At 55.8% G+C, this 16040-nt stretch carries 17 protein-coding genes, 1 other RNA gene and 1 pseudogene; 8 read left to right on the forward strand and 11 right to left on the reverse strand.

Annotation, left to right across the window (positions count from 1 at the left end; genetic code table 11):
- The first annotated feature begins 93 nt into the window (after positions 1 to 93).
- Positions 94 to 963, forward strand: a complete 870-nt coding sequence (gene dpsA / locus OCV64_RS01935; protein WP_147573366.1) for a dipicolinate synthase subunit DpsA — start codon at positions 94 to 96, stop codon at positions 961 to 963.
- An 85-nt stretch (positions 964 to 1048) separates the two neighbouring features.
- Positions 1049 to 1630: a dipicolinate synthase subunit B gene (locus OCV64_RS01940; protein ID WP_147573365.1), complete on the forward strand. Its 582-nt coding sequence runs from the start codon at positions 1049 to 1051 to the stop codon at positions 1628 to 1630.
- Positions 1631 to 1683: 53 nt separating this feature from the next.
- Here the strand turns inward: OCV64_RS01940 and OCV64_RS01945 are convergent, their stop codons facing one another.
- From OCV64_RS01945 to hrcA, 6 genes are all read right to left on the reverse strand, one after another.
- On the reverse strand, positions 1684 to 1845 hold the full coding sequence (locus OCV64_RS01945; RefSeq protein WP_186853126.1) for a hypothetical protein: 162 nt from the start codon (positions 1843 to 1845) through the stop codon (positions 1684 to 1686).
- Between the two features lie 192 nt (positions 1846 to 2037).
- Positions 2038 to 3186 carry a molecular chaperone DnaJ gene (gene dnaJ, locus OCV64_RS01950; RefSeq protein ID WP_147573364.1) on the reverse strand — a complete coding sequence of 383 codons (1149 nt, stop codon included), beginning with the start codon at positions 3184 to 3186 and terminating at the stop codon, positions 2038 to 2040.
- A 182-nt stretch (positions 3187 to 3368) separates the two neighbouring features.
- Positions 3369 to 5213 (reverse strand): molecular chaperone DnaK, encoded by a 1845-nt coding sequence (gene dnaK, locus OCV64_RS01955; RefSeq protein ID WP_147573363.1) that lies wholly within the window; start codon positions 5211 to 5213, stop codon positions 3369 to 3371.
- A gap of 41 nt (positions 5214 to 5254) precedes the next feature.
- Entirely contained in the window at positions 5255 to 5392 is a 138-nt protein-coding gene (locus OCV64_RS01960) for a hypothetical protein (protein ID WP_186853129.1), read from the reverse strand.
- Positions 5393 to 5454: 62 nt separating this feature from the next.
- On the reverse strand, positions 5455 to 6066 hold the full coding sequence (gene grpE, locus OCV64_RS01965; protein WP_186853130.1) for a nucleotide exchange factor GrpE: 612 nt from the start codon (positions 6064 to 6066) through the stop codon (positions 5455 to 5457).
- Between the two features lie 21 nt (positions 6067 to 6087).
- Positions 6088 to 7155 (reverse strand): heat-inducible transcriptional repressor HrcA, encoded by a 1068-nt coding sequence (gene hrcA / locus OCV64_RS01970; RefSeq protein WP_147573361.1) that lies wholly within the window; start codon positions 7153 to 7155, stop codon positions 6088 to 6090.
- 316 nt (positions 7156 to 7471) lie between these two features.
- Here hrcA and OCV64_RS01975 point away from each other — a divergent pair, with 316 nt between their 5' ends.
- Positions 7472 to 7627 (forward strand): hypothetical protein, encoded by a 156-nt coding sequence (locus OCV64_RS01975; RefSeq protein ID WP_186853131.1) that lies wholly within the window; start codon positions 7472 to 7474, stop codon positions 7625 to 7627.
- A gap of 35 nt (positions 7628 to 7662) precedes the next feature.
- Here the strand turns inward: OCV64_RS01975 and OCV64_RS01980 are convergent, their stop codons facing one another.
- From OCV64_RS01980 to OCV64_RS01990, 3 genes are read right to left on the reverse strand one after another with little or no spacing between them, the layout of a single operon-like run.
- The gene (locus OCV64_RS01980; protein WP_147573360.1) at positions 7663 to 8505 is read right to left on the reverse strand and encodes an MBL fold metallo-hydrolase; all 843 of its coding nucleotides are present in this window, start codon (positions 8503 to 8505) and stop codon (positions 7663 to 7665) included.
- A 13-nt stretch (positions 8506 to 8518) separates the two neighbouring features.
- Complete coding sequence (locus tag OCV64_RS01985) at positions 8519 to 9907, reverse strand: MATE family efflux transporter (RefSeq protein ID WP_186853132.1); 1389 nt, start codon at positions 9905 to 9907, stop codon at positions 8519 to 8521.
- 29 nt (positions 9908 to 9936) lie between these two features.
- Positions 9937 to 11076, reverse strand: coding sequence for a cysteine desulfurase family protein (locus OCV64_RS01990; protein WP_186853133.1), 1140 nt, complete (start codon positions 11074 to 11076; stop codon positions 9937 to 9939).
- A gap of 282 nt (positions 11077 to 11358) precedes the next feature.
- Here OCV64_RS01990 and OCV64_RS01995 point away from each other — a divergent pair, with 282 nt between their 5' ends.
- The 5 genes from OCV64_RS01995 (at position 11359) to OCV64_RS02015 (ending at position 14060) form a co-directional block, all read left to right on the forward strand.
- Positions 11359 to 12030, forward strand: a complete 672-nt coding sequence (locus tag OCV64_RS01995; protein ID WP_147573358.1) for a thiamine diphosphokinase — start codon at positions 11359 to 11361, stop codon at positions 12028 to 12030.
- A gap of 72 nt (positions 12031 to 12102) precedes the next feature.
- The gene (gene smpB / locus OCV64_RS02000) at positions 12103 to 12564 is read left to right on the forward strand and encodes an SsrA-binding protein SmpB (RefSeq protein WP_147573357.1); all 462 of its coding nucleotides are present in this window, start codon (positions 12103 to 12105) and stop codon (positions 12562 to 12564) included.
- A 27-nt stretch (positions 12565 to 12591) separates the two neighbouring features.
- A complete protein-coding gene (locus OCV64_RS02005; RefSeq protein WP_262669129.1) occupies positions 12592 to 13113 on the forward strand; it encodes a peptidylprolyl isomerase in 522 nt (173 codons plus the stop codon).
- Between the two features lie 233 nt (positions 13114 to 13346).
- Positions 13347 to 13711: a transfer-messenger RNA gene (gene ssrA, locus OCV64_RS02010) on the forward strand.
- A 205-nt stretch (positions 13712 to 13916) separates the two neighbouring features.
- On the forward strand, positions 13917 to 14060 hold the full coding sequence (locus tag OCV64_RS02015) for a hypothetical protein (protein ID WP_262669130.1): 144 nt from the start codon (positions 13917 to 13919) through the stop codon (positions 14058 to 14060).
- A 117-nt stretch (positions 14061 to 14177) separates the two neighbouring features.
- Here OCV64_RS02015 and OCV64_RS02020 read toward each other — a convergent pair.
- Together OCV64_RS02020 and OCV64_RS02025 are read right to left on the reverse strand one after the other, a co-directional pair.
- Positions 14178 to 15152: pseudogene (locus tag OCV64_RS02020) on the reverse strand (recombinase family protein); the annotation flags it as partial.
- A complete protein-coding gene (locus OCV64_RS02025; protein WP_262669131.1) occupies positions 15149 to 15880 on the reverse strand; it encodes a helix-turn-helix domain-containing protein in 732 nt (243 codons plus the stop codon). The pseudogene OCV64_RS02020 and the gene OCV64_RS02025, both read right to left, overlap by 4 nt.
- Positions 15881 to 16040: the final 160 nt, after the last annotated feature.

Genomic DNA, 16040 nt, shown 5'->3' on the forward strand with positions numbered 1-16040 from the left:
TCCATTCTCATTCCCCCCGCACCGTGGCCCGGCCGTGCGCATAGGATAGCTCAGAAACCCGCCCCCCTTCAGGCGGTCTTCGGAGGTACTGCTATGAAACACGAACTGAACATCTGGGTGGTGGGCGGCGATATGCGCCAGGCCAAGCTGGCCCAGCTGCTGGCCCTGGACGGCCACACTGTCCATACTTACGCTTTGGAGCAAGACCGCTCTACCGGCCCGCTCCCTGAGGAGGATCTGTCTCAGGCCGAGAAGGCGGACTGTGTCGTTCTGCCGCTGCTGGTGTCCACAGAGGGCGGCCTTCTCAACGCCCCTCTATCCCAAACAGATCATCCCTTGTCCGACGTATTAGATGCACTTCGCCCCAGCCAGTTTATCTGCGGCGGCCGGCTGGACTCGGAAATCTTAGCTTTGGCTGCCCACCGCGGGCTAACCATTCGGGACTACTTCGCCCGGGAGGAGCTGGCGGTAGCCAACGCTGTCCCCACAGCGGAGGGAGCTATCCAACTGGCCATGGAGCATTTACCAATCACAATCCACGGCGCCCGTGTGCTGGTCGTGGGCTTTGGCCGGGTGGGCCGGCTCACCGCCCAACGCTTCCAAGCTCTGGGAGCAAAGGTTTCCGTGGCGGCCCGCCGGTATGAGCAGCTGGCTTGGGCCCAGGCCATGGGACTGGGCACCGAGCATCTGGCCCATCTAGCCGGATGGCTGTGCGGCTATGACCTGATCGTCAACACAGTCCCCGCCCAGGTCCTGGGCCGGCTGGAACTGGAGGATGTCAAAGAGGACTGTCTCATCCTGGACCTGGCCTCCAAGCCCGGCGGGGTGGACCTTAGGGCAGCGGGAGAGCTGGGCCTCACAGTAATCTGGGCCCTGTCCCTCCCCGGTAAGGTAGCCCCTGTGACCGCCGGGGCCGCCATTAAATCCACCATTTATAATATGCTTCAAGAGGCGGGGTACTGAGAGGGGCGTGCCCTGGAGGGAAGTACAAGACGTACCCCGGCGCGAATCGCCTCACATTCAGTCTGATTTGGAAAGGAAGATTGATTTGATCGATAAAACCGTCGGATTCGCTGTGTGCGGGTCCTTCTGCACCCATCACAAGGCCATGGAGGCCTTAGAGCAGGTGAAAGCCCGCTTCACCCATGTGGTGCCTATTGTATCCGAGTGCACTGCCGACACGGATACCCGCTTCGGCAAAGCTCACGACCTGATGCGGGAAATGGAGCGCATCTGTGACCACCGGGTCATCTCCACTGTCAAGGCGGCAGAGCCTATTGGCCCCCAGAAGCTGCTGGACCTGCTTATTATCTGCCCCTGTACCGGAAACACCCTGGGCAAGCTGGCCAACGGAGTGACAGACACCAGTGTCACTATGGCTGCCAAAGCTCACTTACGCAACAGCCGCCCCCTGGTCATCGCCCCCTCTACCAATGACGGACTGGCCGCCTCGGCCGTGAGCATCGGGGCCCTGCTGCCTAGAAAATACATCTATTTCGTTCCCTTTGGCCAAGACGACCCAGAGAGAAAGCCTACTTCTTTAGTATCTGATTTCTCTTTGGTGGCAGACGCGGCCCAGGCCGCCCTGGAGGGAAAACAGCTTCAACCCCTGCTCATCCCACATCATTGATCAAAAAAGATCCCGGACCACACCCTTACGGGTGAGGTCCGGGATTCGCTCTCTTAAAGGGAGCTCCCGTGCCAATATGACCGGAAATAATGGAGCAGGTCAGAGCCAAATTGGAACAGAATGATCAGCACCATCACGGTCACAGGCAAAAATAAGAGGAACATCACGATCTCGTCCATCAGCTGATATAGAGAGGCCCAAAAAAAGCTCCACATATTTCGCTCCTTTCCCGATTTGATCCTTCCCTACGTGCTCCTCCTCAACTTTTTCTCTATACAAAGTATACTATATCTCACGAGATTTATCAATATAATTTTCGTTTTTTTACAAATAAAATATCTTGATGTAATCCACCCTCTTCTTTATAAAAGGAGACCGTCTGTGATTTACACAGGCGGTCTCCTTTTTCATTTTTTCTTTTTTCGCTTTTCAAAAAAACTCTTGACTACACCTTCCGGTACCTCTTCGCCCATGCTCTCACCAAAGGCCTCTAGAGCAGCGCGCTGATCGGCGCTCAGGCTGGTCGGTACTTGGACTTTGATGGTCACATACTGATCGCCCCGGCCTCGACCTCGAAGCTCTGGGATTCCTTTCCCCCGCAGGCGGAAGGTGGTACCGGGTTGTGTTCCGGCCGGCAGGCTCCACTTGACCTTTCCGTCGATGGTGGGAATCTCCAGCTCCCCTCCCATCGCCGCCCGGTAGAAGGAAACGGGCTGCTCGTAGAGGACTGTGGTCCCATCCCGGCGGAACTGCGTATGGGGCTTTATACGGATGCCCACAATCAGGTCACCGGCCGGGCCTCCGTTTTTACCGGCATTGCCCTGGCCCCGCAGAGAAACCGCCTGTCCGTCGTCGATCCCGGCAGGAATGGTAACGGTGATGCGTTTTTTCTTCCGCACACTGCCGGCGCCGCCACATACCTTACAGGGGGAGTGGATCAGCTTGCCCGTCCCCCGGCACTTGGAACATTGGGCGGTGGTGGAGAAGGCGAAGCCGCCCGCCCCCCGCTGAATCCGAACCACGCCGGTCCCCCGGCAGTCAGGGCAGGTCTCGGCGGTGGTGCCCGGCTCACAGCCGGAGCCATGGCAGGCATCGCACATCTCAGTCCGTGTCAGCTCCAGCTCCTTCTCGCAGCCGAAAGCGGCCTCCTCAAACGTGACAGAGAGATTAGCCCGCAGGCTCTCTCCCTTTTGCGGGGCATTAGCTCTCTGCTGCTGACCACCAAAGCCACTGAAGCCGCCGCCGAAGAAGGAGCCAAAGATATCTCCCAGGTCGATGTCCCCCATATCGAAGCCGCCGAAGCCGCCGCCACCCCCGAAATTGGGGTCTACCCCCGCATGGCCGAACTGGTCATACTTCGCCCGCTTCTCCTTGTCGGACAGGACCTCATACGCCTCGTTGACCTCTTTGAATTTAGCCTCTGCCCCTTTGTCCCCCGGATTCATGTCGGGGTGGTACTGCTTGGCCAGCTTACGGTACGCTTTTTTCAATTCTTCGTCCGAGGCCCCTTTGGACACGCCCAAGACCTCGTAATAATCTCGTTTCTGTTCTGGCATGATATCACCTCTGTTTCAGAGTTCAGAGTGGAACGTGAAGAGCGGAGATAAGGTCTGCGGCGTATATGCCCGGAGTGAATGACCATATCTTCACTCTCCACTCTTTACCCTTCACTCTTTTGAACAGGCACAACGGCGCGCAGGCGGGGCGATGCCCCGCCCGCGCGGACCATAGATTTCTATTACTTCTGATCGTCGTCCACGACCTCATAGTCCGCATCGACCACATCAGGGCCGGCGGCGCTGCCGCCCTGGGCGCCGCCCATATCGGGGCCGGGGCCGGGCTGGCCGGCCTGCGCCTGGCCATACAGCTTTTCGCTAACTGCGTAAAACTCCTTCGTCAGAGCCTCGGTGGCCTCCTTGATGGCCTGGGTGTCATTTCCCTTCAAGACTTCCTTCAGGTGGTTCAGCGCGCTCTCCACCTTGCCCTTATCTCCAGCGGGGATCTTATCGCCCATCTCCTCCAGGGTCTTTTCTGTCTGATAAACCATCTGGTCCCCGTTATTACGGATGTCCACCTCTTCCTTCCGCTTGGCGTCTTCGGCGGCGAACTGTTCAGCCTCCTTGACTGCCTTATCAATGTCGTCCTTCGACATATTGGTGGAGGAGGTAATGGTAATATGCTGCTCCTTGCCGGTGCCCATATCCTTGGCGGACACGTTCACGATGCCGTTGGCATCGATATCAAAGGTGACCTCGATCTGAGGCACACCCCGGCGTGCGGGAGCGATGCCGTCCAGGTGGAAGCGGCCCAAGGTCTTGTTGTACTGGGCCATCTCACGCTCGCCCTGGAGAACGTGGACTTCTACGGAGGTCTGGTTATCAGCGGCGGTAGTGAAGGTCTGGCTCTTCTTCACGGGGATGGTGGTGTTACGCTCGATGAGCTTGGTCATCACGCCACCCATGGTCTCAATGCCCAGGGACAGGGGGGTGACGTCCAGCAGCAGCAGGTCCTTCACGTCGCCGGTAAACACACCGCCCTGGAGAGCGGCGCCCAAGGCCACGCACTCGTCGGGGTTAATGCCCTTGAAGCCCTCCTTGCCAGTCAGCTTCTTTACCATCTCCTGAACCGCGGGAATACGGCTGGAGCCGCCCACCATCAGGACCTTAGACAAATCGCTTCCGCTCAGTCCGGCATCAGACAGAGCCTGCTTCACAGGGCCGCTGGTGGCTTCCACCAGGTGGGCGGTCAGTTGGTCGAACTTGGCCCGAGTCAGGGTCAGGTCCAAGTGCTTGGGGCCGGTGGCATCAGCGGTGATATAGGGCAGGTTGATGCTGGTAGAAGTGACACCGGACAGCTCGATCTTGGCCTTCTCAGCAGCCTCCTTCAAGCGCTGCATGGCCACCTTGTCGCCGGTCAGGTCCACACCCTCAGTTTTCTTAAACTCCGCGGCCATCCAGTCCATGACGCACTTGTCGAAGTCGTCGCCGCCCAAGCGGTTGTTACCAGCGGTAGCCAGCACCTCGATGACGCCGTCGTCGATATCCAGGATGGATACGTCGAAGGTGCCACCGCCCAGGTCATACACCATGACCTTCTGGGCGGTCTCCTTGTCTACGCCGTAGGCCAGAGCAGCGGCGGTGGGCTCGTTGATAATCCGCTTCACGTCCAGGCCGGCGATCTTACCAGCATCCTTAGTGGCCTGGCGCTGGGCATCGGTGAAGTAGGCGGGGACTGTGATGACGGCCTCGGTGACTGTTGTGCCCAGATAGGCCTCGGCATCCGCCTTCAGCTTCTGCAGGATCATGGCGCTGATCTCCTGGGGGGTATACTTCTTGCCATCGATGTTCACCTTGTAGTCGGAGCCCATCTCACGCTTGATGGAGATGACGGTCCGGTCGGGGTTCGTGATGGCCTGGCGCTTGGCCACCTGACCCACCATACGCTCGCCGTCCTTGGAAAAAGCCACCACAGAGGGGGTGGTGCGGTTGCCTTCGGCGTTGGGGATGACGACAGCGTCGCCGCCCTCCATGACCGCTACACAGCTGTTGGTCGTACCTAAATCGATACCGATGATCTTAGACATAATTCATTCCTCCTAAATATATGACATTCATGTTTACAAAGTTAAAATAGGAACAGCGGCCCGATGGCGTAGAGTGCGGCGCACCAGGCCAGCAGGCCCCCAGCGAGCAGCAGGGTATAGGATACAGCATCACAGGTTTTCGCTTTACAGCACTGCTTGCAGGGCTGATTTCTTTTCACTGTTTTCCTCCTTTAATCCCATCGGCTTTTGAAAATAAGCCGCGCACCTCGGTTCCGTTCCCCTAATTGGCCACCTGCACCATGGCGAAGCGGATGACCTTCTCGCCGCACTGGAAGCCGGCCTGGAACACGGCGGCCACTACGTTCTCGCCCAAGCTCTCATCCTCCACGTGCATAACGGCGTTATGGAGATTCGGATCAAAGGGCTGGCCCAGGGCGGGAATCTCAGTGATGCCCAGCTTGGAAAGGATCTCCTTCAGCTGGTTCATCGTCATCTCCACCCCTTTTTTGTAGGCTTCGTCGGCGGTGTCCTGCTTCAAGGCCCGCTCCAGGTTATCATAGACGGGAAGAAACGCGGCGGCGGTATCCGCCTTGGCGTCGTTCCAGATGGACTCCTTCTCCTTGGCGGTCCGCTTTCGGTAGTTGTCGTACTCCGCGGCCAGGCGGAGAAAGCGGTCGTCGAGGGGTGCGGTCCCCTCTCCGGAGGGCTCCTCCTTGGGTGCCTCCCCTGATTTCTGGTCCTCCTGAGCGGCCTCGCCGGCCTCCTGGGGCCCCCCTTTCTCCTCCTGTTCCGTGCGAACAGCCTCTTCCTCAGGCTCCACAGCCTCTTCCTTCCGAATATCCTCCTGACACTGCTCAGGCTGGGCCTGCTTCTTTTTATTTTTATCGCTCACGATGCGGCGCTCCTTTCCTGCTTATGGCTCCTGTGTATCTGTTTTCTCTGCCGGGGGTAACTCTCCCTTGCCGAACATGCGGGTCAGGCTGTCGGCAAAATAGGACAGGCGGGCGGTGACCTTGGCGTAGTCCATCCGGGTGGGTCCAACCACTCCGATGACGCCCTTCATATTTTCTCCAATGTCGTAGCTGGCCATGACCACACTGGTGTCCTTCAGCGCGTCACTGACATTTTCCGGCCCGATCAGGATGTTCATGTTCTGGCCGCCGGTCATTGTCACAGGCAGCCGGGCCACATCCTTCTCCTCGGCCAGATAGTTCATCAGAGGTTTAGCCTTGTCCAGGCTTCGGTATTCCGGGTGTTCCAGCAAGTGAGTGATTCCGGTAGTTCGGACCTTTTGGCTGCTCTGTTCCGACAGGATCTCCACCGCGAAGTCCACCACCAGGGCAATCAGCTCAAAGGCGCCTGGAGCGGTGCGGGTCTCCATCTTGTCCAAGGTCTGTTCCATCTCCTCCTGGGTCAGTCCCACGAAGGAACTGTTCAGAACCGCGGAGAGCAGTTGGAGCTGGGTGTCAGAAACCTCCTCAGGGATATGGATGAGTTTATTTTTAACGATGGAGTTGTCCGTCATGACCACGGCGATAAAGGCGTTTTCTTCCACTTTCAGCAGGTCATAGCGTTTGACGGTGATCCGCTCCGCGGGGGCGGCCATGGTAAATACAGGATAGTCGCTGAACTGGGATAGGACCTTTCCCGCCCGGTCGATCACTCGATCCAGCTCCTCCATCTTCAGGTTCAGCGCCTCGTTGATACGCTGAGTCTCCTGCATGGTCAGCTGCTGATGACCCATCAACTCATTGACATACAGCCGGTAGCCCGCGGCGGAGGGTACCCGTCCGGCGGAGGTATGGGGCTGCTCTAAAAGGCCCATATCAGTCAAATCAGCCATCTCGTTCCGGATGGTGGCGCTGGACACATCCAGTCCGGCCCGCTCCGCTACCATTTTCGAGCCCACAGGCTCGGCGGTGGCGATATAGGTTTCAATGATGGCCCGAAGGATCCGTCTTTTTCTATCCGTCAGCTCCATGTTTCCACCCCCCTGTTCCTTTTATCTCGGCATGCGCTTCCGGCCGTTCCGACTCAAGACAGCTCCGCTCCGCGGACCCTTCGTCTTATATCCTTATGCCGGCCTGCTTGCGCTTTGATCATTTTGTTAGCACTCAATACTCCTGAGTGCTAAAGATAATGTACCACCGGGGGGCAGAATTGTCAATAGGCACTTTATGAATTTGTTGTAAACAAATGAATCCCGCCAATTTTTTGCATCTTCTATCTTTTGCTGCTAAGAGCTCCGGCTCTTGACAAATGTTTCTAATGTATTACACTAGATATGAGGTGATTTTATGGGGATCGAAAAAAAGAATTACAGCTTTCGTTTTCATGAGGACATGGTAGAACGCCTCCGCGCCCAGGCCCAGCTGGAGAACCGCTCGCTCTCCAACCTGGTGGAAACGATTCTGCTCCAATATCTCTCCACTTTAGAGGAGAAAACAACATGACCGTCTGTCCATAGACAGGCGGTCATGTTTCTTTTTTATAGGGTAAACACCTGGCCGGTATACAGTCCCTGACAGCCGGGACCGAAGTATTCCGTCAGCCGCTCCAGGGCTGGCTGTCCGGTGCAGTGGCCGGTCAGGATTCGCTCCACCCCCAGGGCCTTCAGCGCGTCAGCCACCGACTGTACATACTCCGGCGAGCAGTTCATGCCAGTCCCCCCCTTGGCATACATATGCAGTCCGCCCACCACGGCGTGCACCCGCTTTCCGGGCAGCTGGTCCAGCACGCCCCGCACGATGTTGACGATGCCCCCATGGCTGCAGGAGTTGAAGACCACCAGTCCCCGCTCCCCCTCCAGCACCAGGGACTGCTCGTGGCTGAAATCGTCCGGGACAAAGTCATCCTCCCCTCGCTTGCAGACCAGGTTAGACGCCTTTCCCATAAAGGCCGGGTCCTTTGGACCGTCGGGCAGCAGCCACCCACCCTCCAGCAGCTCCATAGGTCCCGGTACTGGGACAAGCCGCTCTCTGGCCCCCTCCCAGATATCCCGGTGGACGCCAATAAATTTGGGTCCCTCCTCTGTCATGGAGAAGTAGGGCCCTCCGGCCTGGGGGCGGACATAGACCTTGGCTCTCTGGTTGAGCTGGAAGAACCGGCGCAGGCCGTCGGCGTGGTCATAGTGGCCGTGGGACAGCACCCCCAGGTCCACATCCGCCAGGTCCACCCCAAGCTTCTGGGCGTTGTCGGCAAACCGTCCTGAGGCGCCCCCATCCAGCAGCAGCCTCTTCCCCCGATATTCGATATACAGGGACAGGCCGTGCTCCGGCACCAGACCGCATCCCTCCTGGGCAGTATTTTCCATTAATACGGCAACTTTCATGTCCTGTTCCTCCTTATTCCAGTGCTCCAGAGCGGGTCAAGTCTCGAATCCACTTGCCGCTCCTTAATCTCCACACTCCCCCGACGCACTTACAAAACTGCTCTACCCCCAGGGACAGGTAGACCCAAAAGATCCCCGTCTTCAACACCAGCCCACATATAGCGGCCATAGGTACTGCCACCAGCCAGAGCGGGAGAATGTCAATGAGCGTAGTGGCCCGCACATCTCCCCCTCCCCGGAGGACTCCCACAATATTCACGCTGTTAAAATCCTTCAGCGGCATGATGACCGCCTGGAGAGTAATCATCATAGTGGCCGCAGCCGCCGCTCCCGCCGAGAGCTTAAACAGCGGGAACACATAGGTAGGCGCCAGGAAAACCAGTACCAGCCACAGGGCCAATCCCAGCGCCGCGCCTCCTACGGCGGCCAAGGTGTTCAGGGCGAGTCCCACTCCATATACCCTGTCCTTATGTCCGGCACCGATCTCCCGGCCAATGATAATCGCCGCGGTAGAGGCAAGTCCCATGGAAACTACCTTACATATTTTCTCTACATTTCCTGCTAGCGTATAGGCGGCCAGTATCTCCGTGCTGCCCGCCATATGTCCCATGACTGTGGGATACATAGAGGTACCTAGCCCCCACAGGGTTTCATTCAGCACCACTGGCCCACTGCACATCAGAAATTGACGGGCCAGCCGCTTTCCTGGCCGCAGGACCAGTCTCCACCGCACCCGGAAGATCCGATTCCTAGCCATGTGACAGGCCACGATGACAACCTCTAAAACGCGTGCGATGAGGGTGGCCAGAGCCGCCCCTTGAACTCCCAGTGCGGGCGCTCCCAGATTTCCGAAAATAAATACCCAGTTCAAAAAGGTATTCACTGCCATAGAGGTAGCCAGAATGTACATTCCCAGTTGGGGATGCTCCATACTGCGGAAGGCTGCAATATAAGTCATTGAAAAGGCGTTGAATACATAGGACAGCCCCGCCAGCCGGCCATATTGGGCGGCCAGCTCCACCACCGCCCGGTCGTTGCCAAAGAGGCTGAGAAATTCTACCGGACAGATCAGCAGAATGACCGAGCACAGAGACGATACTGCCATCACCAGCCACAGGGCCATCCCATAGATCCGATTGATAGACTCCATGTCCTGTTTGCCCCAGTATTGGCTCAACAGGACCGTGGAGCCGCTCTGCACTCCAAAAATAAAAAGCTGCACTACAAACAGTGGAATATTGGCTAGGGTAACCGCCGCCATCGGCTCCTCCCCCAGCAGCCCCACCATAAAGGTGTCCGCCATGCTCAGGGTGCTGGTGATCATATCCTGGAGGATGATAGGCGCGGCCAGAGCAGCGACCTCCTTATAAAAATTCGGTCCTCTCCGCATATAGGCAAACATGGAAACGCTCCTTTTTCGTTGTTTCTCATTCAGGACAGGGATGGGAACAGCTTCTCCGATGCCCCTTTCAATCCCTCAATTAAGGCGTCTACGTCCTCCTGCTTGGTATCGTAGGAAAAGCTGATCCGCAGCACCCCGTCCCGTTCCCCCTTGGGCAGTTTCAGGGCGGCAAAGACGTGGCTGGGTTTCCCCTTGTGGCAGGCGGAGCCGGAGGAGATATATACCCCCCGGTCACTCAGGAAGCGGACCACCACCTCGCTCTTATAACCCACCAGGGAGATGGCTAGGATGTGGGGAGCGCCCCCCTGGGCCAGCAGTTTCGCCTTCGGCACTTCCTCCGCCAGCCGCCGAACGGTTTCTTCCTTCAGCCGGGCCATATGGGCCATGTCCTCCTCCAGAGTCTGCCGCCCCAGCCGGGCGGCGGCGGCGAACGCCGCGATCTGAGCTGTGGCCTCAGTACCCGACCGAAGGCCCTCCTCCTGCCCTCCGCCCCAGATCAGGGGAGGCAGCTTCAGCCCCTTTCGAACATAGAGCGCCCCCACCCCTTTAGGGGCGTGGATCTTGTGTCCGCTGACTGTCAGCAGGTCTACACCCAGTTTTTTGGGGGAAAAAGGTATTTTCAAAAATCCCTGCACCGCGTCACAGTGGAGCAGAGCCGGGCAGCCAGTCCTCCGAATGACTTGGGCAACCTCCCCCACAGGCAGGATGGCGCCTAGTTCATTGTTAACCAGCATCATGGAGACCAGCGCCGTGTCCGGCCGCATCGCCTCCTCCACCTGGGCGGCAGTGATGTTACCCTGGCGGTCCGGCTCCAGATATGTCACCTCATAGCCCCGGCGCTCCAATTCCCGGCAGGGCTCCAGCACAGCGGCGTGCTCGATGGCGGTGGTGATAATGTGCTTTCCTCGGCGGCGATTGACCTCCAGGGCAGACTGGATGGCCCAGTTGTCCCCCTCCGTGCCACAGGAGGTAAAAAACAGCTCCTCCGGCAGGCAGCCCAGGGCCTGAGCCACATTTCCCCGCCACTCCTTCATCCGGGCGGCCGCCTTGGTCCCCAGTTCATACCGGGACGAGGGGTTGCCCCAGCCCTGGGTCATCGCCTCTACCGCCGCCTGTACAGCCTCCGGCCGCACCGGCGTGGTGGCCGCATTATCCAAATAATGTATCATCCTGATCCACCCCAGTCTGTATCTGTTCAAAGTATCCTTCATTCTACCGTCTGCCTGGAGGAAAGTCAAGGCGGCGCAGACCGGCTCTGACCAGTGGGCTGCCGGACTTTCTCTCTATATCGGTCCTATCCGCACAACTTCCCTGGATACACTTATTTTTTCTTCTCCAGGAATATACTCTCCACAAGGAGACCTCTTTGTGGTATAATGAGAAAAAATCGCTCAAGAGTTCTCCCGGTCTTCTCCGGGCCTCTTATGCTCTCTGAAAAAGAAGGTTTTATCATGACCAATAACCAACGCATCTGTTATGTGGTGGGGGCCATGTCCCTGTCCCCCTCTCTGCGCCCCTACCCCGCTCCGGGGGACTACGTCATCGCCGCCGACCGTGGCTATGACTCCCTGATGGCCTACGGCGTCACGCCTGACCTTGTGGTGGGCGACTTTGATTCCCTGGGCCGCACCCCCTCCCATCCCAACGTGATCCAGCTCCCAGCGGAGAAGGATGATACTGACATGGTCTACGCTCTTCGTAAGGGTCTGGAGCTGGGCTACCGGCGATTCGTTCTGCTGGGCGGCGTGGGCGGCCGGCTGGAGCACACCCTTGGCAACCTCCAGCTGCTGGACTGGCTGACTACCCAAGGGGCCCACGGATTCCTGGCAGGCGAAAAAACAGCGGCCACCGCCCTCCGGAACAGTTCCCTCACCTTCCCCGCTTCCATGTCTGGCTATCTATCTGTGTTCTGCAACAGCGGCACAGCGGAAGGGGTCACCCTCACTGGGCTCAAATTTCCGCTGGACCAGTATCAAATGGAGGGCAGTTTCCCCATTGGGGTCAGCAATGAGTTTCTGGGCACAGAGGCCACGGTGTCTGTGAGGCATGGTTCTCTCCTGCTGCTGTGGGAGGAATCGGGGAATTTTTACTCCCAACTGCCCAAACTGTGGCCCAATCCTTGACTTTTTCCTTGCCTTTTGGGCTATCCTATGGTATAGTTGTTCCCTGATCTTGAGGGAGAGGAGGTGTCCCCAGTGGGCGAAGCGGTCAAGGTCGTCGCCAAAAATAGCAAGGCCTACCACGATTACTTCGTGGAAGAGAAATTTGAGGCCGGCATTGAACTGGCGGGCACCGAGGTCAAGTCTATCCGGCTGGGCAATGTGAATCTGAAGGACTCCTTCTGCATCATCAAGGAGGGGCAGCTGTCTGTCCTGGGTATGCACATCAGTCCATATGAAAAGGGCAATATTTTCAATAAGGACCCCCGCCGGCCCCGCCGACTGCTTATGCACCGGCGGGAGATCCTGCGGCTCTCCGGCCGAATCCAGCAGGACGGCTACTCCCTCATCCCCCTGTCCGTCTATTTCAAGGGTCCCCGGGTCAAACTGGAGCTGGGGCTTGCTAAGGGCAAGAAGCTCTATGACAAGCGGGAGTCCTCCGCCAAGCGGGACGCCAAGCGGGAAATAGACCGGGCGATGAAGACAAGGAACCGGTGACCGGTACTATCAGAAAGGATGACAGATATGGCACAGAATCCCATTGTCACCATCGAAATGGAAGACGGCGGCGTCATGAAGGCGGAGCTCTATCCTGAGGTGGCCCCCAACAGCGTCAACAATTTCATCAGCCTGGTCAGCAAGGGCTTTTATAACGGGCTGATCTTCCACCGCTGTATCCCCGGATTCATGATCCAGGGTGGTTGCCCCCAAGGCACTGGTATGGGCGGTCCCGGCTACTCCATCAAGGGCGAGTTCAGCCAGAACGGTGTAAAGAACGACTTGGCCCACGACCGGGGTGTGCTGTCCATGGCTCGGGCCATGGCCCCCGACTCCGCCGGCAGTCAGTTTTTCATTATGGTCGAGAAGGCTCCCCACCTGGACGGCAGCTATGCCGCCTTTGGCAAGGTCTTTGAGGGCATGGAGGTGGCTGACGCCATCGTAAACAGCAAGACAGATTGGAATGACCGGCCCCGTCAGGACCAGAGGATGAAGTCGGTTACCGTTGACACCTTTGGTGTGGAGTACCCTGAACCGGAGAAAGTATAATATAGTCCTTGAGTAAGCGCATCCGTACCGGCGCGCCAGCCGTGCCGGTACGGTCTGATTTCACTGAATCCCTCAAGCAAACCACACTGCATACGTTTTCTTTTTCTGGCGGCAAAGCCGCTGTCCAAAATGGAACCCAGTGCAGCGGATCCGTTTTGGAGAGGAGGAATAAGGGAGCGAACGAAGTTTTCGCCATTATGGGAAGCGGAGTTGGCTGGACTTTGCGACGACGAGGGGGCGTACCGGTTTCGACGGGGACGCTGCAGTGGGAATAGCGGGCGGTGGCGCCTGGCCACCTTAAAACGGGCATTCTTTATAAATTAAAGAACGACAACTACGCTTACGCTGCCTAATTAAAGGCAGCCGTCTGACCGGGAAGGGCCACGAGCCCGGATCAGGCGTCGCTTAGTGGCGGACGTGAGCCGGCAAAGCTTTGAGCCGACCATGCATCATGAAGCTCACCTGACCTTCAGGCGTGACGGCTTGCCTGAAGCGAAGGGAACGGGGAGAGCAAGACTCCTGTAATAACCGTCTGCGCCCGGAGAAGTTCCCATGAATGTGTTTTCGGACGGGAGTTCAACTCTCCCCGCCTCCACCAACTGACCCTTAAGTGAACTCACTTCCTTAAGGTCAACATCAAAGTGACCGTCTTGTGTATTACACAGGACGGTCATTTTGTCATCATAGAGGTAGATTTTGTTGACAAGCATATCCACCAGCCCCTGCCGGTATTTGGGGTCGTTGATGTCCCCCTTGCGGAACTGATTTAGGAAAAAGCGGATTTCCTTCACGCTGGGGGTCGGATGCTGGGAGGTTTCCACAAGAAGCTGAAGGGAAAGTTCCTCATGCTCTTTCTTCTTTTGTGCAATCCGGTCAGCGATAATATCAACGGCCTGTCCACTCTCCAAGGCCTTCAGCAGATTTTCTGTGGCCTGCTCATTTTCTGAAAGCAGTTTTTTAAGCCTCCTTGTGTTGCTGTTGTTGCTCTCTCGTTCACAGAGGTCAACAACTTCTCTGGCAATCGTACTGATATTGTCTGGGGTCAGGAAATCCCGCAGTCTGTTGACCACCAAATCTTCTATGTACTCTTTTCCAACCGTCTTTTTGTCACAGGATTTGTCCCGGCGGTTGGTCACACACTGATAATAGTGATATTTCCGCTCTGTCTTACTCGTCCCACTGATACCAGTCATAGCGGCCTTACAGTGTCCACAGAACAGTTTTGTGGTAAGGAGATAATCTACTTTAGCCTTCGCTCGTGCGGGGGCTTTTTTGTTCTTCTCCATAATACGCTGTGCCTCCCAAAACAAATCTTCATCAACGATGCGGGGGAGTCCATCAGGAATTTCCTTATCCCGGTATGTATATACCCCTATGTATCGCTTGTTTCTCAAAATGCGGTTGATGCTGTTCTTGTTGAATTCATTCCCGTAGGATGTTTTGATTTGATTGGCATTGAGATAGCGGATAATATCAGCCATTGTCGAGCCAGTCACATACATCTCAAAAATTTTAACGACGATTGGCGCGGTAAGTGGGTCAATCACAATCCGTTTATCTTCTGTTTTGAAACCAAGAGCCAGATTGCCGCCAGTAGAAAGGCACTTCTCAGCGTTAATGTCCATTCCCCGTTTGATTTTCTGAGCCAACTCTACACTGTAATATTCAGCCATCCCCTCCAGAACAGCTTCCATCAGTACGCCGCTTGCATCGTCCGAAATGTTCTCACGGGCAGACAGCACACGGACTCCATTCTTTTTTAGTTTTGATTTATAGGTGGCACTGTCATAGCGATTGCGGGCAAAGCGGTCAAGCTGATACACAAGAACACCTTGAAAGGTTTTCTTTGCGCTGTCTGCAATCATTCTCTGAAACTCCGGTCTGTGGTCTGTTGTGCCGGAAAGGGCCCGGTCGATGTATTCCCCCACTACGGTATAGTCGTTACGCTGGGCATAGGCGTAACATTCTTTTAACTGCCCCTCGATTGACTGTTCCGTTTGGGAATGAGAAGAAAACCGGGCATAGATTACAACATTCATTCTTCGTCCTCCTTGTTATCTTCATAAGCGGCCTGTTGGTCCCAAATCTCCCGTTCGAAGGCTATCCCTTCTGGAGTTTTTAACCATTCAGCATAGTCCGCTTTTTGCTTCCTGAGCCTTATCTTATCTGTGACTTTTTTCAAAACAGATAATTCTTGTAACGCCAAAGATAAATAAACATGAGCATAATTCTCTGCGAAATTTAACCGTTCAGCAACTTTTCCGTTTGGCGTTTTCAAGTAGATTTCAGTTGCCCCCAAATCCTGTTGGCCATCATTGAAGTAATATTCTCCCAACAGATAGTTATAAAGAAATTCAAAAAGGCCGGTTCGGTCCATTGTTTCCAAAAGGAAATTACAGACCGCCAATTTTTTAGTTGCTGAAATTTCACCAGTTTTGGCCTTGCGGCGTAGACGGACAAGATTTTTGATTGCCTTGTCGCTCAAGCCTGTCCGTTTATGGATTTCTTCATTTTTAGCAGAAGTACATTCTTCCGCTCCCATTAAGTAATCCATTGAAACGCCAAGTGCATCTGCAATCGCTTTGAGGCCAAGGACTTTCGGCTCTCTTTTTCCATTTCCACCAACCCAATCTGAAATCGATGAGGCCGAAATTTTGCTTATTTTTGAAAGTTCAGTCTGCTTCATGTTTTGTTCTTCCAATAGGGCTTGGATTCTCTGCGCCCATATTGGTGGCATATCGCTTTGTGGTATGTTTTTCTTCTTCATAATAGCACCCTCCAAAAATCCGATTTATAGAAAAATTTATTAAAAAATTTTATTTTTGACGGCTTAACTGATTTTCCTGACAAGCCGTATTTTTTGTGCTACCATTTAATACGAAGTTCAGGATAAATTTTTTAATATTTTTATTTACAGGACTATTATA

The sequence above is a fragment of the Muriventricola aceti genome (genome assembly GCF_025567565.1).
Lineage (GTDB): Bacteria > Bacillota > Clostridia > Oscillospirales > Oscillospiraceae > Lawsonibacter > Lawsonibacter aceti.